Below are 20,361 nucleotides of genomic sequence, written 5' to 3' on the forward strand. Positions count from 1 at the left end.
CGCCACCCGCCATGACACCCCCCGGCCGCTACCTCGCCGCCATCACCCTCGCCAGCCTCCTCATCTGGTTCGACACATGATCGACAAGACGACCCCCAGGTGTTCGACGACCCTCGGCGGCAGGGGCGCAAGGGCACCGCGGAGCGCCCCTGCGGCCCCTTCCAAGATGCTCGGAACAGGGGAGAATGGCGTAAGCCACTGTCCTTCGTGAAAGGAAGTACCGTGCATCGCTGTGACGCACATCCCTCGCACGCTACGCAGCATGCCCGTGAGCGTTCGACGGTGGTCCGCCCGTCGCCCAGGACCGACGAGTCCGCGGTCGGCGGCCCCGCGGTCCCGCTGCTGAATCTGCAGCGTACGGCGGGGAACGCGGCTGTGGCTCGCGCGGTGTCGGCTGCCCGGGCGGACGGGCAGCCGCCCGTGGGGGCCGAGCTGCCGGTGCAGCGGGCGGAGATGCGGAACACGCCCACGGGTGACTCGACGGGCTTCGGCGGCTCACTCGACGAGGCCGACGTCCAGCTGCTCGCCGAGGCAGCCGGCGCGGTCCACAAAATCATCGGGGAGGCGCGGGCCAAGGACCCGGAGAAGCAGGTACTGCTCTTCATCGGTGTAGGAACGGGCAACCCGGCGGGCGCCTGGGGCAACCCCACGCACGGCGGCGTCGGCGGGATCACCGACAAGGACCAGCACTCGCCCGGCTTCCTCTCGGCGGCCGGCGAAGCGGGCTACACGGTGATCGCGGTCAACTTCAACGTCGGCTCGGGCAAGGAGCTCACCCACTCTGGCGGCTCCGGCCCTGTGGTGGAGCTGCAGGTGCCCGCCCGGTTCCCGCTCGACGCGGCCGGCCGGGAGAAGGCGAAGGGCGCCATGGAGAGCCTCCACGCAGCGGCGGGTCAGGCCAACCGCTTCGCCGTCATGAACGCCGTCACACAGGCCGACTACCAGCCCCTGCTCGACTTGGTGGCCGCCAAGTCGAAGGGTCAGTCCGCCTACCTCAAGTCCTACATGCAGACCGGCGAGACCAGTGCCTTCTCTCCGATGAGCAAGAAGAAGGGGCAGCACATCGAGGGCAGCAAGTTCGCCTCCATGAGCGACGTCTTCCTCGCAGACTCCGAGGACTAGTGAGGTTGAACTCGTTGGTGCCGTAGGGGCTGACGGCCCGTCGCCTGCTCGGTAGACCGAAGCATGCGGTATCCACGACGGAGCGGACTGAGGCTGGTGAAGAGAGGGCTGCGGCCACCGTTGAGTTGACGCGGTGCCCCGCCTCGGCCGCCGCCTGCTTCGCTTAAGTCGGCGGTGTGTACAGGTGGTGAGAACGCTCGCTCTCGCGAGGGTCCACCTATGCCGACGGACGCCGCACCCCGCCGGCGGCGATACCGCACCGACCCAAGGAAGCGACATGACTGACGCATCACGCCCTCCGTTGCCGCCGTTCACGCGGGAGAGCGCCATCGAGAAGGTTCGACTGGCGGAAGACGGATGGAACACCCGCGACCCGCAGCAGGTCGCCCTGGCGTACACGGTGGACTCGCGCTGGAGGAACCGCGCGGAGTTCGCCACAGGCCGTGACGAGATCATCGCCTTCCTCGCCCGCAAGTGGAACCGGGAGCTGGAGTACCGGCTCATCAAGGAACTGTGGGCCTTCGACGGCAACCGCATCGCCGTGCGTTTCGCCTACGAATGCCACGACGACTCGCGCAACTGGTTCCGCTCCTACGGCAACGAGAACTGGGAGTTCGACGACAACGGTCTGATGCGACTGCGCCACGCCTGTATCAACGACCTCCCCATCAAGGAGTCGGACCGCAAGTTTCACTGGCCCCTCGGGCGCCGCCCCGACGACCACCCCGGCCTGAGCGACCTCGGTCTCTGAGGGAAGGCGGCTCGCGCCCCGCTGCCCCGAATCTCGGTGATTCCCTTGTTCGCTCGTGTGGCAACCGTCGTTCCGCAAGTTGGTCGCGTCCGGCGATGACGGGGCGGATGCCGCGTTGCCACAGCCGCCGCCGGTACTTGCCGTGGTGGTAGCGGTGTTCGGCGAACAGCGTGTCGGATGGCCTGCGTGGTCGGCCGGCCGCTCCGGCCACAGCGGGGACCTTGTCGAGCAGCGGCAGCAGTGGGGTGACGTCGTCGCGGTTGCCGCAGGTGAGCGACACCCCGAGCGTGACGCCCTGGGTGTCGGTGAGGATGTGGTGCTTGCTGCCCGGGCGTACGCGGTCGATCGGGCCCGGGACCGCTTCCGGGCCCCGGCGGGCCGCCCGCACGGGGACAGAGCCGATCATCGCGCGCGACCAGCCCGGTTACTTCGCTGGCGGCAGCTTCGTCAGCAGTATCAGGTGCAGTTGCTCCCACACCCCGGCTCCGTCAGCTCACCGTCCAGCGCGGTCGCACCCGGCAACTGCACGGCCCCTGCCACGACTTACGGAAACGCCGACCCCATCTCCGTGCCACGCCTCAAGCGCAGCACCACCACCCCACCCGCGTCGACGGAGACTGCCGCCCGGAACCCGTCCCACTCCGGCTCGCCCGCCATGCGGATGGACGGGACCCGGCCGCTGGAGCGGGAGATCGAGAAGTCGGCAAGGGACTCGCCGCCGGCCGCGGTACGCGCGGCCCGTCACCTGGAGATCCGCGCCGCGCAGAGCGCCTACTGGCCGGTGCGCGACATCGCCCAGGACACGCCGCCCGAGGAGACTTCCCCGCGCTCGGGCTCAACCCGCGCGACGCGCGCGGGCGCTTGGCGCGCTTCAGCCGCTTCAGCCGCGTCAGTCGCGTCAGTCGCTACTGAGCACGTGCGGCCTCCACCCGGTCGAAGGCCGGCCAAGCCCCCGTGAGTCACTCCACAGTCACTCCACCGGTGTGGCGGTCACAGCCAGCCGTTGTCCTCCGCGAGCCGGGCCGCCTCGGCGCGGGTGCGGGCCTGGGTCTTGCCGATCGTCGACGACAGGTGGTTGCGCACAGTGCCCTGGGACAGCCGGAGCGCCCTGGCGATGTCGGCCACGGTGCCGCCCTCGGCGGTGGCGCGCAGTACGTCCGCCTCGCGCCCGGTCAGCGGGCTCACGCCGCCGGCCAGCGCCTCCGCGGCGAGGGCCGGGTCCACGAAGCGCAGGCCGGAGTGGACACGCCGGATCGCGTCGATCAGTTGTTCGGGTGGGGAGTCTTTCACGACGTATCCGGACGCGCCCGCGGACATCGCCCGCGAGAGGTAGCCGGGCCGGCTGAAGGTCGTGCAGATGATGGTGCGGCAGCCGGGCAGCGCCCGCTGGAGGTCGGCGGCGACGGCCAGGCCGTCCCGGCCGGGCATCTGCACGTCGAGCAGGGCGATGTCGGGGGCGGTCCGCTGCGCGGCGGCCAGTACCTCGGTGCCGGTGCCGATCTCGGCGACCACGTCGATATCGGGTTCGAGCCGGAGCACGGCGGCGAGGGCGCCGCGTACGAGTGCCTGGTCGTCGGCCAGCAGGACACGGATCATGTCGGTTCGGTCCCTTGTGGCTCTGGTCATGACAAATCGGTTCCCGGGCGCTCGGTTCCCTGGCGCGCGACTCCCGGTGGCTCGGCCTCCTGCGCGGGTCGCGAAGGCTGCGCAGGTGCGGGAGGGACCGCCGGGGCAGGAGCGCGGGCGACGACGCGGAACCCACCGCCGGGGGCAGGCCCGTGTTCGAGGGTGCCCGACACGGCGGCCATCCGCTCGGTGAGACCGGTCAGCCCGTTCCCGGCAGCCGCCCCGCTCGTGGAACTGCCGTTGTCGGTGACCTCGACCCAGTCGGGCCCGACGCGGACTGTGCACAGTTCGGCGTCGGAGTGCCGCAGCACGTTGGTGACCGCCTCCCGCACGACGTAGCCGAACACCTCGCGCAGCCCGGGGTGCACGGCGTCGGTCGTAGCGGGCAGATCGGCCCGTACGCCGGCGGCGCCCAGAGCCATACGGGCACCGGCGAGTTCGCCGTCCAGCGACAGGGTGCGGTAGCCCGAGACGGTGGCGCGCACATCGGACAGCGCCGTGCGCGCCATGGTCTCCAGCTCGGTGACCTGGCCGACGGCGAGGGCCACGTCTCCGGTGGACTCCAGGATGCGCCGGGTCAGACCGAGTTTGACGGTCATGGTGGAGAGGCTGTGGCCGAGGACGTCGTGCATGTCCCGGGCGACCCGTTCCCGCTCCTCGTTCACGGCCAGCCTCCTGACCTGCTCGCGCGCGGCCCGCAGATGACCGATCGTGAAGTTGAGCGCGAAGACGGTGCCGAGTGCCGCGGTCACCCCGACGAGGATGGCCACCTGCGCCCAGGCCACCTCGCCCTCGGCGAGCCGCATCCAGACGATCTGCCCCACCACCGTACCGAGGCCGAGCAGCAGGGCATGGCGCAGCGGCAGCAGCATGAGCCCGATCGAGAGGGCGTAGGTCAGATCGGTCAGGTAGTACGGCGACGCGAGGAGGACGGCCGGTGCCGCCCCGAGCAGGAACATCGCGGCCACGATGGCGACGCGCCCCCGGCGCAGCGCCATCGGCCCGTACCAGGGAGCCAGCACGCAGCCGATGCCGTAGCAGGCGACAAGACCGATCGCGAGCGAGGTGAGCAGCACGGATCTGGTGCCGTGCGCGATGTCCACGGCCCGCGCGATCAAGGTGAGGGAGGCCAGCGACGTGGCCATGGCGACGACCACACGGCCCCGGCCGTACGCGCCGGGGCTGTCCGGCTGGCCCTTCCAGAAGCTCCAGTCCGGCCATCGGCCGGCGGAGAACTCGTCCGGATCGCGTACGCCCACGTCGATCATGCTACGCCCGGCTGCCGCGGGGGCGCCTGAACGGCGGCCCGGTGAGTGAGGCGTACGTCATGCGGCCAAGCGTCTCCCGGCCGGGACGGGCGCCCCCGTCCCGGTTGTCACCCGGTGATGCATGACAAATGGCATGGGTGCGGCCGGTGACCGGATGCTCCAGTGAAGTCATGTTGCACGCGAAGAGGATCCATCTGCCGTCCCAGGAGTACGAACTCACCGAGGACGGCCGGGCGCTGACGACGTTCTCGTTGCGCGGAGGCCGCATCGGCGCACGGTTCACCCTGCACGGAGTCGACTACCTCGTCCGCACGCACCGCTTCAGCGGTGTCTACGAGCTGCTCGACGCCGACGGGACCGCCGTCGCGGCCACGGACCGGGTGAGCCGTAGCTGGAACCTGACGTCCTCCGGGCGGCTCGTCCCGTTCCGGCAGACCGCGGCGGCGGGCCGGGAATACACCATGCTCGGCGACACCGGTGAGCCCGCCGGCACGATCCGCCGCACCGGACACCTCCACACCGAGGCGACCGCCGACCTGCCGGGCCTGGAACTCCTGCTCCAGGTCTTCGCGCTCGTCGCCGTGCTGCTGCGCAGGCGGCGCAAACGCGCAGCGGCGGCGGTCCGGACCGCGTCTCTCTCGGGCGGCTGACGCTCCGGCCGGACCCGGCGGACGGGATGTCCGTATGCCCCGGCCGGACCCGGCGGACGGGATGTCCGTATGCCCCGGCCGGACCCGGCGGACAGGACATCCGTGTGCCCCGGCCGGCTGCGGCCCGGACCGGCTCGCTGCGCGGTCACGTCAGATGCACGCAGCAGGACCCGACCGCGCACCACCGCACTGTACCGCCGCACCCACGCCACCCGTACGCTGTCCGTACGTGATCCATAAGCAAGTCGTCTGCCTGTCAAAGGGCCTGCCAAGGAGTGCACATGGCCGAGGACCAGCCTCTCGGGAACCGCGTCAATCACGCGTCCGGGACGATCGAGATCGCCGGAAAGACCGTCCACAGGCTCGGATTCGGGGCCATGCGCCTGGTCGGTCCCGGCGTCTGGGGAGAACCGGCCAGCCGTGACGCATCAGCGCAACTCCTGCGTCGCGCAGTCGAGTTGGGCGTCGACTTCATCGACACTGCGAGCGTCTACGGACCGCACATCAGCGAGGAGATCATCCGCGAGGCGCTGCACCCCTACCCGGAGCATGTGCTGATCACGACCAAGGGCGGTCAGACGCAGTCGGGTCCGGGCTCCTACGCCACGCTCGGACGTCCGGAGTACCTGCGCCAGGAGTGTGTGCTGAGCATGCGCCGACTGGGCGTCGACCACATCGATCTCTACCAGTTGCACCAGGTCGACCCCGCGGTGCCGTTCGAGGACCAGATCGGTGAGCTGAAGAGGCTGAAGGACGAGGGGAAGATCGGCGCGATCGGCCTCAACGAGGTGACGGTGGACCAAGTCACCGCTGCCCGGGAGATCGTCGAGATCGCCTCCGTCCAGAACCAGTACAGCATCACGGAACGCAAGCACGAGGACGTACTCGATCACTGCACGCGCGAGGGACTACCGTTCATCTCCTGGTTCCCCCTCGACATCGGCGCTCTGGCCCGACCCGACAGCCCGCTCAGCAGTCTCGCCGCCCGGACCGGCACCACCCCGGCCCAGATCGCGCTCGCCTGGCTGCTCGCCCGCGCCGAGAACATGGTGCCGATTCCCGGCACGGCGTCCATGCCCCACCTGGAGGAGAACATCGCGGCGGCGACGGTACGGCTGGATCCTGCTCAGATCGCGGAGTTGAACGCGCTGGTCGGCTGACTGAAATTCAGCCTGCTTTTCTAGCCTCCGCAAACCATCTGCCAGGAGAAGGTCCTCGGGGCCCTGCTCGGCTGGGCCGGCGCAGCGCCAGACCGGCGCGAAGGCTTCATGCGGAACAACATCTCCGAGCAGTTCGCCCCGAGCGACCGTGAGAAGCCGGAGCTGCCGTGCGGCGAGGGCCCTCGACCGGTGTACATATGACGACGAGGGCACCTCGGCAGGGCAGGACCTCGGCCTTCTCTCCGGAAGTGACGCCCTCATCCCCCGTCTCCCACGCGGGACATGGGAATTTCGTCCGCGGCCCCACGGTTGCTCTTACTGCGTCGGCGCTCCGCCCCGGCGAACACAAGCACGGCACAGCCCGAAGGAACGAACATGGCTACGACGTACCTCCTCCAGGTCGACTTCCCGAACAACGGCCCCTTCGGGGAACAGATGGCGACCGAGTACCGGCAACTGGCCGAGAGCATCAACAGCGAGCCGGGGATGATCTGGAAGATCTGGACCGAGAACAGCGAAGCCGGCGAAGCGGGCGGCATTTACCTCTTCGATTCCGAGGTCTTTGCGCAGCAGTACCTGACCAAGCACACCGAACGACTGCAGTCCTGGGGCATCACCGATATCCGTGGCCGGATCTTCGCCGTGAACGGACCGCTGTCGGCGATCAACAGGGCTCCGCTCACTCTCCCCACCGCCTGAAGGCCGCCTGCGCCTTGCTCCCGCCCTCCGGCGCGCCGCTCTTGGCCGCGTCGGCCACTGCCGGGGCGATCCCCTGCGGGCCGGCGGGAGCCAAGGCGAGGCAGGCGCCCCGCACGCCCAGCACGGACAGCCGCTCGCGCTGCTCGGGAAATGAAGTTCTACGCCTTTTCGCAGACTCCTGATGCACCATCAGGAAGCAACGCAGTGGTGGCAGGCACTCCTGCCACCAGCACGCTGAGCCGAGCACCGAGCACCGAGCACCGACGCGAAGTGACAGCATTCCTGCCTTGGTGGTACCTATCGCGCCTCGGCTCAACTGGTCGAACGGACCTGACAGCAGCCCTTCCCGGCCGCGCAACAAGTCGGGTCAGGCCACTGGGTTCTCCAGTAGCGTGATCCGATTACCGTCCGGGTCTTGCAGAGCGGCAAACCGCGTGCGCGTTCCACCTGCCTGCACTGGTTCCGTACTCAAACCGCGCCGCTTGAGCTCTGCCAAAGCCACGTTCAGATCAGGCACCTCCAGATTGAGCAGCGCTGAGCCGGCACGCTCGCTGTCCTCGAAGACCTGGAGCCAGCCGCCCGAGGTGAGGTGCCAGTCCGCCAATGACGGCATCGGCCGGGAGTCCGCCGGGCGTCCCAGCAACCGTTCGTACCAGATCACCGCCTCCTCCACCCTTCCCACGGGGGCAACCATCAGTACACGGGCAATATCCATGAACGCCACCATCTTCCGAGCCGGCCCTTTTCGTGGTTCTTCCACAGACAGCTTGAGACGGCAGAACTCATCGCATGTTGCCCAACACGTATGCAGTGGACTCTTCGCGTACACGCAGCTCCACGCCGCGTTCAACGCCGACGGCGACCGCGTGCCATCTCCACCACCTGCGCCGAAGCCGACGATGCCACCGTGCCCGGAGAGGCGCCCGCCCCCGCACTGCGGCTGACCGCCGCGTTCGCTCACGAGACGGGGCTCGCACAACCGGCTCTGCCGTGGCAGTGCTGCGCACCCCGGTGACCGAACTCGCCGGGGCACTGGCCCTGGCCTCCGGCACGCTCGGCAAGCTCGCCGCCGACGTCCTGATCCTGTTCCGCACCGCGATCGGCGAGATCAGCGAGGGGACCGGCAGCACCTCCTCCGCCATGCCGCACAAGGGCAACCCCGCCCGCGCGACCCTCGTCGCGGCAGCCCCCGGGCGCCACCGTCGCCGACCTCGGCCACCACGTCCTCGACCTGGCCGACACCCTGGGCCTTGACCGATTCGCCTACACGGGCATCTCCCTCGGCGGCGCCATCGGCCTCTGGCTCGCCGCCCGCCACCTCGACCACGCCGCCCGCCTGGCCGTCGTCTGCTCCTCCGCACACTTCGGCGAGCCCTACCCCTGGCACGAGCGAGCCACGCCCGTGCGCACATTCGGTACCGGACCCCTCACTCCTTCCTGACCGGCTCGCGGGCGGGTCAGGGCGGAGCGGCCTTGTGGTGCGGTGCTCTCAGTCCGGCAGGAGGCGTGTCACGAGGCTGCGTGTTCATTCGGGGTGGGGGGCAGCCCGGTGAAGACGGCCCGGTGGCAGAGGGGGGCGAGCACGGCGTCCGTGGCTTGTTGCAGGGTCGGGGTGGGGTGCCCCGGGCCTGGTCCCGTTCGAGTACGGCTTGGAGCGCTTGGGCGCGTTCCGCGCTGCACGCGGCGGCTCCTTGCCCTCCGGCCGTGCTGATGGTGGCGCGTCCGCCCTGTTCGACCAGCGCTCTATACTCTCGGTGTATACACATGGTTTATAGTCCTCTTCATGGTTTCCGCGTATCTGTTGCCGATGAAGACGGCCGCCGCGCTCTTCCCGCTCCTCGCACTGGTGCTGTTCGTGCCGACAGCGGTTGTCCTGTACCGGCGGCACGGCGTCATGCCGCAGCGACGCGCGATGTCGCTCATCTGTTTCCTGTACTACGCGATCACGGCCCTGTGCATGACGATCGTGCCGCTGCCCAGACAGACCCAGGGCATGTGCCGGGCCTTCGCTCCGGTCGCCCACCCGCAGTGGACCCCGGGCAACACGTTCGGCGATATCTGGAAGGAGGCGCACCACAAGGTCGCACTGGGCCCTCTGGTGCTGCACAATCCTGCGGTGAGCGGTGCGCTGCTGAATCTGGCCCTGCTCATGCCGCTGGGCGCCTTCGTCCGCTACCACCTGCGACGCGGCATCACGGTGGCGCTGCTGGCGGGCTTCGGCGCCTCGCTGTTCTTCGAGTTCACACAGGGCACCGCGCTGTGGGGCGTCTACCCCTGCCCCTACCGCCTGTTCGACGTGGACGACCTGCTGATCAACACGGCCGGAACACTGGTCGGCTGGTACGCGACCGGACCGCTGCTGCGGCTGCTGCCGGCACTGGACATGCCGGACGGCCGGGCGCCCGCCCGGGGGACGGGTGTCTTCGGACGGCGGGTGGTGGCGCTGGCGGTCGACCTGACCGGGGCCGCGGCCGTGACCGCCTGCGGCGTCCTGGCCCTGATGCACGACAGCCGCAGCGGCTCCGAGGCGCTGCCCCAGGTGGCGGCGGTGGCCCTCGTCGTCTGGTTTGTCGCACTGCCCCGGCTGACCGGGACGACCCCGGGCAAGAGGCTGCTCCTGTTGCGGCTCGCACCACTCGGAGGCGGCGGGCGGCCCGCGCTGTGGCGGCTGGGGGTGCGCGCGGTGCTGCTGGGGGTGGTGACCCTTCCGCTGACGGCGGCCTTCGCGTCCGCGTCGCTGGTCCTCTCGTACGACCCGAGGCAGCGCCTGGATGAGGCCGGAGACTCGGGTACACGGGATGTCTACTGGATTCTGGTCGGCCACTTCCCGCAGATCCTGCTGTCGGTCCTCGTCGTCGGCTGGATCGCCGCGTACGTATTCCTGGCCCGCCGACGGGCGTCCGCACTCTGGTTCCATGAGGCACTGTCGGGGGTGCGGACCGTGGCACTGCCGGATACCCGCGCCCGCGTCGAGCGCCCGGACGGGCAGCAGGGCCGTGAACCGGGCACCGCCACCGCCCGGCCGGACGCCGGCCCCTCTGAGGTGCCCTCGCGATGTCCGGGACCGTCGTACTCGGCGCCTGCCGGCGTGGGCAATGCCCCCCAGAGGGCGGGTGAGTCCGAATGATCGCCACCTCGATGTCCCCGGCGGCCAGCACGGTACCGAAGTGATCGATGCTCTCGGTGCGGGTGCTGACCATGAAGAATCGAGGCGTCCAAGCTCATGGCGGCGATACCTGGAGATCTCGTGAACGACGAGGATCTCGTCCGCGCCGAGCCGCTTGACGAGGTCGATCCCACCCGGAGCCCGGAGCGATGGTGGGGCGCCCTGGAATACGGCCGCCTGTCCCATGTCGACCAGACATAGCTGCGACTGGCGACGTATCGGGCCGCGAAATGCCACGCTGACCGACTGCCAAGCGTCGATCCCGCTTGCGCCGACGTGGGACGGCGGCCTGATCGCCTCGGTGGGCGGCATGCGGTTCGCCGTGCCCGTGCCGTCGGTCTACACCCGAGCGAACCCGTAGTACTTCGGGCGCCGGGGCGGCGCCACCTGGCTGGACATGATCGATGACCAGGCCGCGGTGCTGGGCGGGAAGGTGGTGGCCGGTACCCCGCGCGACTCGCTGCCGGGGCACGTCAAAAGGGGCCCCACCCGACGAGCCGGACCACCATGCCCTCGGACGGTCCCGCGGCGGGCTGACCACCGAGGACCACCTCGTCGCGGACAGCCGCTGCCGACCGCTCGCCCTCGTGCTCACGCCCGGCCAGGCCGGGGACGCATCCGCCTTCACCGAGGTCATGACCCGCTTACGGCTTCCCCGGCCGGTCGGTCGGCTCAGGGCCACGCCGGAGGCGGTCCTGGCTGACAAGGCGTACTCGTCCCGGGCCATCCGGACCCCTCTCCGCCGGCGCGGGATCCGGGCGGTGGTCCCGCAGCTCTCCGACCAGATAGCCAGGCCCAGGAAGCGAGGCCGATCCGGCGGCCGCCCTCCGGTCTTCGACCGTGAGGCGTACAAGCGGCGCAACACCGTCGAGCGGTGCATCAACCGCATCAGGCAGTGGCGCGGCATCGTCACCCGTTACGAGAAGACCGCGACCGTCTACCTCGCCGGACTTCACATCGCGGGCATCTTCCTCCGGTTTCCTCTGGTCCGCCCGACAGCCCGGTCTTGGCCGGTGGCCTGTGTGTTGGTCAGTGGCCGATGCTGTCCAGTTCGGCCACATCCGCGTCTGAGAGGGAGAGACCAGCGCCTGTGATGTTCTCGCGCAGGTGGGCGATGGACGAAGTACCGGGGATGAGGAGGATGTTCGGCGAGCGCCGCATCAGCCAGGCCAGCGCGACCGACATCGGCGTCGCCCCCAGTCGGTACGCGACCTGCGAGAGCGCCTCGGACTGTAGCGGTGTGAAACCTCCCAGGGGGAAGAACGGCACGTAGGCGATCCCCTCGGCGGCGAGGTGGTCCACGAGGTCGTCGTCGTGGCGGTGGGCGAGGTTGTACATGTTCTGCACACACACGATCGGGGCGATGCTACGCGCCTCGGCGACCTGCTTCGCGGTGACGTTGCTGACGCCGAGGTGGCGGATCAGGCCCTCGTGCTGAAGGTCGACGAGCGTCTCGAATGCTTCGGTGATCGAGCCGTGCTGGGGGCCCTGAGCGTCGCCCATGCGCATGTTGACCAGGTCGAGGGTCTGGACGCCGAGGGATTCGAGGTTCTCGTGGACCTGCTTGCGCAGGTCTTCGGGGCGCCGGGCCGTGGGCCAGCCGCCCTGCGCGTCACGGGTCGCACCTACCTTGGTGGCGATGAACAGCGACTCCGGGTAGGGGTGCAGCGCTTCGCGGATCAGCTCATTCGTGATGCGCGGGCCGTAGGCGTCGCTGGTGTCGATGTGGGTGATCCCGAGGCCGACTGCCTCGCGCAGCACTGCCAGGGCGCCGTCGTGGTCGGCGGGCGGCCCCATGACCCACGGACCGGAGAGCTGCATCGCGCCGTACCCGAACCGGGTGACGGACGAGTCACCCAGCGTCCAGGTTCCGCCGGGAAGAGGTGTGGAGGGTGTGTTCATCGTGGTGCCTTTCACTTCATGCCGGGGGTGGTGTCTCCGGCCCCTTTGCACCAGCATTGGAGAGGAACTTCCTGTGGGGAAGTAGGCACTCTGAAGTGCGTAACAACCCAGAAGGTGAGAGGCGAGATCGGTGACGACGAAGGCCGACAAGAAGGCGCAGGCAAAAGCGGAGTACAACGCGTTCCTGGCGGTGTGCCCCAGCCGTCAGCTCCTCGACCGGATCTCCGACAAATGGGTCGTCCTGATCCTGTGCGCACTGGGCGGTGACACACCCGAACAGCCCGGCGTATCGCACGCCCCGAAGGCGATGCGCTACTCCGAACTGGCCCGGCTACTGGCCGGCGTCAGCCAGAAGATGCTGACCCAGACCCTGCGGGCCCTCGAACGCGACGGCTTGCTCATCCGCACCGTGACACCCACGGTCCCTGTCACCGTCACCTACGAGCTGACCGGCCTCGGCCTCTCGCTCCACCACCTGACACGCGGGCTCAGGCAGTGGGCCCAGACCCACATGGAACAAGTCCTCGCCCATCGCGAGAGCCACGACGCGCGGGCTTCCTAGCGTGGACAGCATTCTGTGTCTCTGCTACGACGGCCCTGACGGCAGCACGATGTCCTCCAGGCCGGGGCCGCTCATCGACCACAGCCGCAGCGCGCCGGACCGGCACTCGATCCGCGCCACCGCCGTTGTGTCCGAGGAGCCCCCAAGCAGCGGGGGCTCGTGCTCCCAGACCTCCGCTGTGGAGTCGCCGCACCTTGCCCGGCTCATCGACGGGACCGAGTTCGACACGGTGTGCCACGAACACGTCTTCTACTGCTCGCTGACGGCGTTCGACGACCTGCTGCGCCGGTACGAACTCGCGGTGACCGGCGTCGAGCGGCTGCGGCTGCGGCTGCGGCTGCACGGATCAAGGAAGCATGGCATCGGCATCCCCCCCCACCCCGCCTGCCTGACCCGCGTTTCCCCGCTGGACTCGCGCAGCCACTCGCAGGACGCGGGTGACCGGCTACCACGGCCGGCTGGCAGAGCCGTCGGTCTCCACGCCGTCACACACCGACCGGACCTCCTCGCGGGAGTCGCCGTGCACAAGAACGGCGAGATCGGCCAGTACGTGCAGGCGCCGCCGTCAACAGCTCCCCGGAAGCAGCGTGCGGCCTCAGACACGTCCCCGGCGAGCAGCGGGGGTGCCGCCCAGGAGCCGGTACGCCTCCGTTCGATCCCCGACGCCTTCCGCAGCGATGCCCCAACCTCGGACGGCGCGGCTTCTTCCTCCGCCGGCTTCTGATCCTGCCGCTGCTCCGGACGCCATGACGGCAGCGTCAACCGGGCCGCGCTCGAACCGTCTTGCGCCGGCAGCGCGAAGGCCGCGACTCGACGATGGTGCGGCGCGCTGCCTGCCCGGTCGTCGGGTGGCAGTCGCAGCGCGCCGCGACTGCCACCCGACGACGGCGTCACCGCCCGGCGCACATCGCTCCGGCCGGCGTCGGTCCGGTCAGCCGTCGATGCGGTGCTGGTTCCAGAAGGAGGTGAGGTCCGTGCCGGTGGCGGCCTGGGCCGCCGCCTTGAACTCGGCCGTGGTCGACACGCCGTACCAGTGTGCGGCGGCGTAGTCCTTCAGCAGCTTCGTCATCGCGCTGTCGCCGATGAGACGGCGCAGGTCGTGCAGGGCGCACTTGCCGTAGCCGTAGACGACGGTGGAGTAGCGCGAGGAGTGGGCGTCCCAGTAGGCCATCGAGTTGGTGATCTTCTCGGCGCTGGAGGCCCAGGAGACGCTGTTCCAGCAGTTGGTGCCGCTGATGCCCTGCGCCAGGTCGGTGGCGTAGTCGGTGAACGCCTCGTCCAGCCACGGGCTGTTGTACTCGTCGTCGCCGACGATGCCGTACCACCACTGGTGGCCGATCTCGTGGGTGAGGGCGGTGGTGCTGACCAGGTCGAGGACGAAGCCGGGGTACTCCATCCCGCCGAACCAGTAGTTGTTGTCGATGACGGCGTCCAACTCGCCGTAGGGGTAGGCGCCGAAGCGGGAGGCGTGGGAGTCGACGGCGCTCTTGGCGGTGCTCAGCATGGACTGGGCGTTGGCGGAGCTGATGCCGGAGACGGAGTACACGTTCACCGCGACACCGCCGGGCGAGGTGCCGGAGATCTTGCTGAAGGGCCCGGCCGCCCAGGCGAAGTCACGGACCTTGGCGGCGGTGGCCGTGGTGACCGTACGGCCGCTGGAGCCGGGGGTGTCGGTGGAGGTGCCGGTGGCCGGGACCAGCAGGCCGCTGGGGTGGTCGAGGGTCACCTTGAAGTCGGCGGCCAGGGAGTAGAAGGACTCGCCGTTGTTGGTGTACGGGTCCAGGTGCCAGCCGGCGCTGTCGCGGACCGCGAGGACGGGCAGGGCGTTGCCGATGAAGCTGAACGCCCCGTCGTGGCCGAACCGGTCGGCCCCGCTGGGCACGGTGATGCCGAGGTCGAAGCCGATGGTGGCGGTCTGGCCCTGGGCGAGCGGGGCCGGCAGGTCGACCTTCAGGGCGGTGCAGGCCACGGAGAGGGCGCCGGCCGTGCCGCCGGTGACGTTGCTGACCTTGATCGGCATCGCGTCGCAGCTGCCGTGGTAGTTGTCCCACAGCCGCAGGTAGACCTCGCTCAGCGCGGTGGCGGAGGCGTTGGTGAAGGAGACGCTCTCGTGGCCGTTCCAGACGGTGCCGGCGGTGTTGCCGCTGAGGCTGACGGTGTACGCGGGCGCCGCCGGGGTGCGGGTGGAGTCGGTCGGCGGGGTCGTGCCGCCGCCGGAGGTGTCCAGGGCGATGTCGTCGAGGACGAAGCTGGTCTGGAGACTGGAGTCCTCGGTGCCGGTGAAGGACAGATCGACGGTCTGCCCCGCGAACGAGGACACGTCGACGGTCTTCTGCACGTAGCCGGTGCTCTTGTTCAGGTTCGAGTAGGTGGCCAGCGTGCTGCTGCCCAGCTTCACGGTCAGTTTGTCGTACGCCGTGGAGGTGGTCGTCTCGGCGGTGTCGATGTGCAGCCAGTAGCCCAGGGTGGCGGTGGAGCACCCGGAGGGGATCGTGACGCTCTGGGTGAGGGTGTCGGTGTGGGTGCCGCCGGTTCCGTCCAGCCACGCGAAGGCGCTGCCGCCGTGGGCGGTCTGCCCGGAGCGGCTGGTGATCACGCCGGACGTGGACTGGGTCCAGGGTGAAGTCCCGCTCTCGAACCCGCCGTTGGTGACGGCCTGGGTCGGTGTGCAGGCGGCGGGGGTCGCGGCCGGACGGGCGGCGGCGGGAGTGCCGGGCAGTATGAGGGCGGCCACGGCGGTGACGGTGAGCGCGCCGATGCCGAGGGCCTTGTGGGGGATCGATCTCACACGCTACTCCTTCTACGGCGGCCGGGGTCCCGGCCTGCTCGAATGCCGCCGCTTCGGCTGGGGTGAGCCGGGGCGGCCATGGGTGAGGCTTGCCGCGTCGCGGCCCTTCTGGGGTCGGAACCACGACTGCCAAAGAGTGGCAGCTCTGACCGGTGCATGCCAAGGCATTCGGCGCGGTTGAGCAGGTTGCTGGATACGTGAACGGGGATTGACCCGCCGGCACCGACCCGTTCGGTCACGCATTCGTCGAAGGCATCGACTGACCGAGGTCCGGATCAGACGGACAGTTGAGTACCCGGTCGGCCCGTCCGTTTCCGCTGCTCCCGTCGGGGCCAAGTCGCTCGCGAGCCTTGAGGCCGCTCTTCACGGTGGTCCACTCGATGAGTGGGCCTACGCAGTGGACGGCGAGCCGATTGAGGACTTCCGCGGGTTCAAGAAGTGTCTCGGCGCGGCGGAGAGCGTCGGCGAGGACCAGTTCGTCGCGTGTGCCGACGGCGTCACCGTGCGGTCTGTCAGACCAGACGCGCCCGGCCTCGCGCGGACAGCTGCCCCAGGCCCCCTCGGAGCCCAGCCGGGACTCGGTCGCCGAAGCCTGGGGCCTCACCCCCTCGCCTGCGGCCGCTGCCCCGGCCACCGACGTGCCCGACGCCGCCGCGACGACGTCCGGCGCAACCGGTACCCGCTGGCAACGACCAGGCCGTGGGACTGCGCGAGGCGTACGACAAGCACCTGTCGGAGACCGTCGCCGGCCTCGAAGTGCTGCGCATCGCCCGCGCGAACGACCCGGAATTCCCCGGCTCCGTCGGCAAGCGCGGGGCCGCGTTCCGCTACCGCGTCGGCGACCTCGAGAAGTGGGCCCGCAACCGGCCCCGCGCGACCAAGTCCGCCGACAAGAACCTGCCCGGTCCAGCCGCGCCTACCGTGCACGAACTCGTCAACCTGATGCTGCGGCGACCCGGGCCGGTATCCGGGGCCCCGCCGCACAGCCCCTGGTCTCAGGAGGCGGGTGCGAGCAAGCCTTGGGCGATAGCGGCTGCCCTGACCTCCTGATACAGGGCGGTGAGACTTTCGCTCACCTCAAGCCGGGGCATCTGCAGCCGGTCCAGCGCCTCGGCGTCCGCGCCCACATCTTCCCATCCCTGCCCGGTGAGACAGCGCATCAGCGCGGGATTCAGTCGATCCACACCCCGCACGAGCCGGGCCTCGGGTGTGACGCCTTCTTCATGCTCGCGCCACACCTTCAGGAATTCGGCGCCGATCTCGCCGGGAAGCGCCCCGTAACGGCGCTGGGCGACCTCCTCCTCGATGCGTGCCTTCTCCTCCCGACGACGGACGCTGTCCTGGGTGCTCCAGGCTGACGGGTCACCCGCCTCGATCTCCACAAGGTCATGCATGAGGCACATCTTGAGCATCTTCTCCAGGTCCAGCGCGTGCCCGCACTCGCGCTCGAACTCGCGGTGCAGGACCCAGCAGACCAGTGCCAGGTGCCACGAGTGCTCAGCTACGCTCTCCTTCCGCTCGCGGGTGGCGTTGTTGTGCCGCTCGACCTCCCTGAGCCGGGCGGAAAAGGCGATGAAGTCGTAAAACTGGCGAAGCTCGTCACCCATGTCGGCTCCCTTTCTTATGCCTGTACTTTGTCCGCGACGGTGACATGCTCTCCTGCTTCGAACTCAGAGGGACCAGAACCGGCCAGCGGCAACAAGGCCTCTCAGTGTGAAGTTGCCATCTAAACATTTCCGGAGAGCTGTTGCGGCCCGCCCGAACTGTCCGAAAAACAGCGAGCGAATTCCTACCTCGTGCGATCAGGATACTTGTAAGACTCAGATGAACGAAGAAGGTGAATTCTCTCGTGGCACAGTTCTATAGCACAGGGGAACTCGAGGGCATCCTGAGCGGCTTCCGGTCGTGTGGTCCGGCCACTCTGCGGCAGTGCCTGGAGCCGGGCACGCTGTGGCAGCCTGTCTTACAGGTCACCGTCATGGCCGACACGGGTCAAGGGCGGCGAGTGTTGACTGGTACCCGCCACGCGGACACCAACCCGACGCACCCCAACGTCATCAGTACACCGACGAGCATGCTGCCACTGAGCTTCGCGCGATGTTACTTCGAAAGTGTCGTCGGCTCCGCCGTGAAGATGGCGCCGGTCCACTTCACCGAACTGCGCGCGGACGACCTGCGGACCATGGCGCGCTTCCCCGACTCGGCCCAGCGGACCCCGGTGCCGGACCCGTCCTCCGAACTGTCCTACCTCGTAGGCGACCTGGTCGCCCGTAAGCTCGGCGGCGGCCGGGCCATGGAGTCCGCTTCCCGGGAGAGGCCGCTGGGGACCTGCCGGTTCTCGATGATCGGAGCAGGCTTCAGCTACGTCGCGGACCGCCCCACCTCCGACCCCGAGTCGCCCGAGCCGCTCTACGAGCCGCTGCTGATGTTCGGAGCGGTACTGGAACTCGAGGACTACACGCTGATACCCGAGCACACCGACTCCTACAAGGATCTGTGCTGGACCGCACCCGCCGACTACGCGGAAGGCGTCCGTACCAAGCGCATCGAAAGCTTCAACCCCAAGTTCCTCGACCTCGCGGACGAAGCAGACAGCGACAGGGTCACTGTGTGCGCCCGCGGCCTGTGCCTGCAGACGACGAACAAGGTGATCGCCGACCTGGCAGCCATCGGCGATACCGAGGGCGCCGCCGTATGACCGCCGTCCTCGGCGGAACCGGACCCGATCCAGGTGCGGGTGCCGGCCTGGCCCTGGACCCGGAGCGGATCCGCTCCGACTTCCCGATCCTGCACCGCACCGTCGGACAGGAACAGCCGCTGATCTACCTGGACTCAGGGGCCACGGCCCAGCGCCCGGTCCAGGTCCTGGAGGCTGAGCAGGCATTCGTCCGGACCTCCTGCGCGGCCGCCCACCGGGGAGCACATCAGCTGTCCGAGGAGGCCACAGCCGCGTACGAGGGGGCCCGTGCCCGGATCGCGTCCTTCGTGGGCGCTGACCCGGACGAAACAGTGTTCACCAAGAGCGCCACCGAGGGCGTCAACCTCGTCGCCTACGCGATGAGCAATGCCGCGACTGCCGGCGCCGAGGCCGCGCCTTTCCGGGCCGGCCCCGGAGACACCATCGTGGTGACCGAGATGGAACACCACGCCAACCTGGTGCCATGGCAGGAACTGTGCCGGCGCACGGGGGCGATGCTGCGCTGGATCGGCCTCACCGACGAGGGCAGGCTCGACCTGTCCCACCTGGACGAGGTCATCACTCCACATACCAAGCTGGTGGCCTTCACTCATCAGTCGAACGTGCTCGGCACCGTCAACCCAGTGCACCGGATCGTCGCCAGGGCCGCCGAGGTCGGAGCGCTCACCCTGCTCGACACCTGCCAGTTCGTGCCACACACCGCTGTCGACCTTCATGACGTCGGCGTGGACTTCGCCGTCTTCAGCGGGCACAAGATGCTCGGCCCTTCCGGTATCGGCGTCTTGTACGGGCGGCACGGACTGCTGAAGGCCATGCCGCCGTTCCTGACCGGCGGATCGATGATCGAACGAGTCGAGATGGCGGAGTCCAGCTACGCCCCGCCGCCCCAACGGTTCGAACCGGGTGTTCCCCCGGTCTCCCAGGCGGTCGGTCTGGCCGCGGCCGTGAACTATCTGTCAACGGTCGGCATGGACCGCATCGCCGCCCATGAGCGGCTGCTGACCCGCACGGCACTCACCGCCCTGGACGGCATCGACGGAGTGCGCATTCTGGGGCCTGCCACCACCGAGGACCGGGGCGGCATCGTATCGTTCGTCGTCGATGGGGTGCACCCACACGATGTGGGCCAGATCCTCGACGCGCGGGGTGTGGCGGTCCGGGTCGGGCACCACTGCGCCTGGCCGTTGCACCGGCGGCTCGGCGTGTCCGCGAGCGTACGGGCCAGCTTCTATCTCTACAACCTCCCACAGGAGATCGACGTACTGGCGAAAGGGATCGAGGAGGCACAGGAGATCTTCGGCCTCGGGAAGACGACATGCTCCTGACCGCGGAACATCAGGCGATCATCCTCGCTCACTACCGGGACCCTCACCACAGGGGCCTGCGGGAGCCGTACGACACCGAGACCCGGCACTTCAACCCGATGTGCGGAGACGACATCACGCTGCGGATCAGGCTGACCGGTGACGACGGGACGGTGGTAGTCGACGACATCTCGTACGACGTGCAGGGCTGCTCGGTCAGTCAAGCAGCCGTCTCGGTCATGACCGATCTCGCCATCGGTTGTTCGGTGCATGAAGCGAACGCACTGCACACGGATTTCGCCGCGCTGCTGAGGCACCCGGTGGCGGACCCCGAACCCTGGCCTCTCCGGCTGGGCGAAGCCGTTGCGTTCCGTGACGTCTCGCGATACCCGGCCCGCGTGAAGTGCGCACTGCTGGGCTGGGTCGCACTGCGAAAGGCCTTGGCTGACGTCGGGTGCCCAGGGTGAGGGCGTGAGGGGCTCGGCCGAAGCCGTGGGAAGTCGACGACGAGCTGTAGGCGATGATCGAGCCGCTGCTGCCGAAGGCTGAGCGTCGGACCCGGCACCCGGGTCGCAAGCGGCACCCCGACCGGCTGGTGTTCCAGGGCATCCTGTTCGTCCTGCACACCGGAGTCGTCTGGGAACACCTGCCGCAGTGACTCGGCT

The 20,361-nt window shown here is 69.2% G+C and carries 20 protein-coding genes and 4 pseudogenes; 17 read left to right on the plus strand and 7 right to left on the minus strand.

Annotation, left to right across the window (positions count from 1 at the left end; all coding sequences use genetic code 11):
- Window positions 1-375 precede the first annotated feature (375 nt).
- Together ABZ858_RS23000 and ABZ858_RS23005 are read left to right on the plus strand one after the other, a co-directional pair.
- The gene (locus ABZ858_RS23000) at window positions 376-1,122 is read left to right on the plus strand and encodes a hypothetical protein (RefSeq protein ID WP_361381577.1); all 747 of its coding nucleotides are present in this window, start codon (window positions 376-378) and stop codon (window positions 1,120-1,122) included.
- Between the two features lie 277 nt (window positions 1,123-1,399).
- Entirely contained in the window at window positions 1,400-1,873 is a 474-nt protein-coding gene (locus ABZ858_RS23005) for a nuclear transport factor 2 family protein (protein WP_361381580.1), read from the plus strand.
- Here ABZ858_RS23005 and ABZ858_RS23010 read toward each other — a convergent pair.
- From ABZ858_RS23010 to ABZ858_RS23020, 3 genes are all read right to left on the minus strand, one after another.
- Window positions 1,791-2,279, minus strand: coding sequence for a transposase (locus ABZ858_RS23010; protein ID WP_361381583.1), 489 nt, complete (start codon window positions 2,277-2,279; stop codon window positions 1,791-1,793). The genes ABZ858_RS23005 and ABZ858_RS23010 overlap by 83 nt on opposite strands.
- A gap of 584 nt (window positions 2,280-2,863) precedes the next feature.
- Window positions 2,864-3,469, minus strand: a complete 606-nt coding sequence (locus ABZ858_RS23015) for a response regulator transcription factor (protein WP_361381586.1) — start codon at window positions 3,467-3,469, stop codon at window positions 2,864-2,866.
- 26 nt (window positions 3,470-3,495) lie between these two features.
- Window positions 3,496-4,767, minus strand: coding sequence for a histidine kinase (locus ABZ858_RS23020; protein ID WP_361381590.1), 1,272 nt, complete (start codon window positions 4,765-4,767; stop codon window positions 3,496-3,498).
- Window positions 4,768-4,937: 170 nt separating this feature from the next.
- On the opposite strand from ABZ858_RS23020, the gene ABZ858_RS23025 reads away from it, so the two are divergent.
- From ABZ858_RS23025 to ABZ858_RS23035, 3 genes are all read left to right on the plus strand, one after another.
- Window positions 4,938-5,417 (plus strand): hypothetical protein, encoded by a 480-nt coding sequence (locus ABZ858_RS23025; protein ID WP_361381593.1) that lies wholly within the window; start codon window positions 4,938-4,940, stop codon window positions 5,415-5,417.
- Between the two features lie 281 nt (window positions 5,418-5,698).
- On the plus strand, window positions 5,699-6,577 hold the full coding sequence (locus ABZ858_RS23030; protein WP_361381596.1) for an aldo/keto reductase: 879 nt from the start codon (window positions 5,699-5,701) through the stop codon (window positions 6,575-6,577).
- Between the two features lie 375 nt (window positions 6,578-6,952).
- Window positions 6,953-7,276: a monooxygenase gene (locus ABZ858_RS23035; protein ID WP_361381599.1), complete on the plus strand. Its 324-nt coding sequence runs from the start codon at window positions 6,953-6,955 to the stop codon at window positions 7,274-7,276.
- Between the two features lie 367 nt (window positions 7,277-7,643).
- Here the strand turns inward: ABZ858_RS23035 and ABZ858_RS23040 are convergent, their stop codons facing one another.
- Window positions 7,644-7,991 carry a VOC family protein gene (locus ABZ858_RS23040; RefSeq protein ID WP_361381603.1) on the minus strand — a complete coding sequence of 116 codons (348 nt, stop codon included), beginning with the start codon at window positions 7,989-7,991 and terminating at the stop codon, window positions 7,644-7,646.
- Between the two features lie 225 nt (window positions 7,992-8,216).
- Between ABZ858_RS23040 and ABZ858_RS23045 the strand changes: the two are divergent.
- The 5 genes and pseudogenes from ABZ858_RS23045 to ABZ858_RS23065 all read left to right on the plus strand — a co-directional run.
- Window positions 8,217-8,464: pseudogene (locus ABZ858_RS23045) on the plus strand (lyase family protein); the annotation flags it as partial.
- Window positions 8,465-8,519: 55 nt separating this feature from the next.
- The gene (locus ABZ858_RS23050) at window positions 8,520-8,717 is read left to right on the plus strand and encodes a hypothetical protein (RefSeq protein ID WP_361382148.1); all 198 of its coding nucleotides are present in this window, start codon (window positions 8,520-8,522) and stop codon (window positions 8,715-8,717) included.
- A gap of 342 nt (window positions 8,718-9,059) precedes the next feature.
- A complete protein-coding gene (locus tag ABZ858_RS23055) occupies window positions 9,060-10,403 on the plus strand; it encodes a VanZ family protein (RefSeq protein ID WP_361381606.1) in 1,344 nt (447 codons plus the stop codon).
- A 201-nt stretch (window positions 10,404-10,604) separates the two neighbouring features.
- Window positions 10,605-10,905, plus strand: a pseudogene (locus tag ABZ858_RS23060) (Tn3 family transposase); the annotation flags it as partial.
- 49 nt (window positions 10,906-10,954) lie between these two features.
- Window positions 10,955-11,401: pseudogene (locus ABZ858_RS23065) on the plus strand (IS5 family transposase); the annotation flags it as partial.
- Window positions 11,402-11,471: 70 nt separating this feature from the next.
- On the opposite strand, the gene ABZ858_RS23070 reads toward ABZ858_RS23065, so the two are convergent.
- Window positions 11,472-12,344, minus strand: coding sequence for an aldo/keto reductase family oxidoreductase (locus ABZ858_RS23070; protein ID WP_361381609.1), 873 nt, complete (start codon window positions 12,342-12,344; stop codon window positions 11,472-11,474).
- 130 nt (window positions 12,345-12,474) lie between these two features.
- Here ABZ858_RS23070 and ABZ858_RS23075 point away from each other — a divergent pair, with 130 nt between their 5' ends.
- Window positions 12,475-12,906 (plus strand): helix-turn-helix domain-containing protein, encoded by a 432-nt coding sequence (locus ABZ858_RS23075; protein WP_361381612.1) that lies wholly within the window; start codon window positions 12,475-12,477, stop codon window positions 12,904-12,906.
- Window positions 12,907-13,084: 178 nt separating this feature from the next.
- Window positions 13,085-13,630 (plus strand): hypothetical protein, encoded by a 546-nt coding sequence (locus ABZ858_RS23080; RefSeq protein WP_361381614.1) that lies wholly within the window; start codon window positions 13,085-13,087, stop codon window positions 13,628-13,630.
- Between the two features lie 207 nt (window positions 13,631-13,837).
- On the opposite strand, the gene ABZ858_RS23085 is transcribed toward ABZ858_RS23080, so the two are convergent.
- Entirely contained in the window at window positions 13,838-15,694 is a 1,857-nt protein-coding gene (locus ABZ858_RS23085) for a M1 family aminopeptidase (RefSeq protein WP_361381617.1), read from the minus strand.
- Between the two features lie 699 nt (window positions 15,695-16,393).
- On the opposite strand from ABZ858_RS23085, the gene ABZ858_RS23090 reads away from it, so the two are divergent.
- Complete coding sequence (locus ABZ858_RS23090) at window positions 16,394-16,744, plus strand: hypothetical protein (protein ID WP_361381620.1); 351 nt, start codon at window positions 16,394-16,396, stop codon at window positions 16,742-16,744.
- On the opposite strand, the gene ABZ858_RS23095 is transcribed toward ABZ858_RS23090, so the two are convergent.
- Entirely contained in the window at window positions 16,690-17,301 is a 612-nt protein-coding gene (locus tag ABZ858_RS23095; RefSeq protein ID WP_361381623.1) for an HD domain-containing protein, read from the minus strand. The genes ABZ858_RS23090 and ABZ858_RS23095 overlap by 55 nt on opposite strands.
- 467 nt (window positions 17,302-17,768) lie before the next feature.
- On the opposite strand from ABZ858_RS23095, the gene ABZ858_RS23100 reads away from it, so the two are divergent.
- The 4 genes and pseudogenes from ABZ858_RS23100 to ABZ858_RS23115 form a co-directional block, all read left to right on the plus strand.
- The gene (locus ABZ858_RS23100) at window positions 17,769-18,392 is read left to right on the plus strand and encodes a hypothetical protein (RefSeq protein ID WP_361381626.1); all 624 of its coding nucleotides are present in this window, start codon (window positions 17,769-17,771) and stop codon (window positions 18,390-18,392) included.
- Entirely contained in the window at window positions 18,389-19,717 is a 1,329-nt protein-coding gene (locus ABZ858_RS23105) for a SufS family cysteine desulfurase (protein ID WP_361381629.1), read from the plus strand. Before ABZ858_RS23100 ends, ABZ858_RS23105 begins: the two co-directional genes overlap by 4 nt.
- Window positions 19,708-20,163 (plus strand): Fe-S cluster assembly sulfur transfer protein SufU, encoded by a 456-nt coding sequence (gene sufU / locus ABZ858_RS23110; RefSeq protein WP_361381632.1) that lies wholly within the window; start codon window positions 19,708-19,710, stop codon window positions 20,161-20,163. The genes ABZ858_RS23105 and sufU overlap by 10 nt, the downstream gene beginning before the upstream one ends.
- Before the next feature lie 53 nt (window positions 20,164-20,216).
- A pseudogene (locus ABZ858_RS23115) lies at window positions 20,217-20,351 on the plus strand (transposase); the annotation flags it as partial.
- Window positions 20,352-20,361 lie beyond the last annotated feature (10 nt).

Origin of the sequence: Streptomyces sp. NPDC047017, from assembly GCF_040644175.1 — a bacterium.
In the GTDB taxonomy this organism is placed as follows: Bacteria; Actinomycetota; Actinomycetes; order Streptomycetales; family Streptomycetaceae; genus Streptomyces.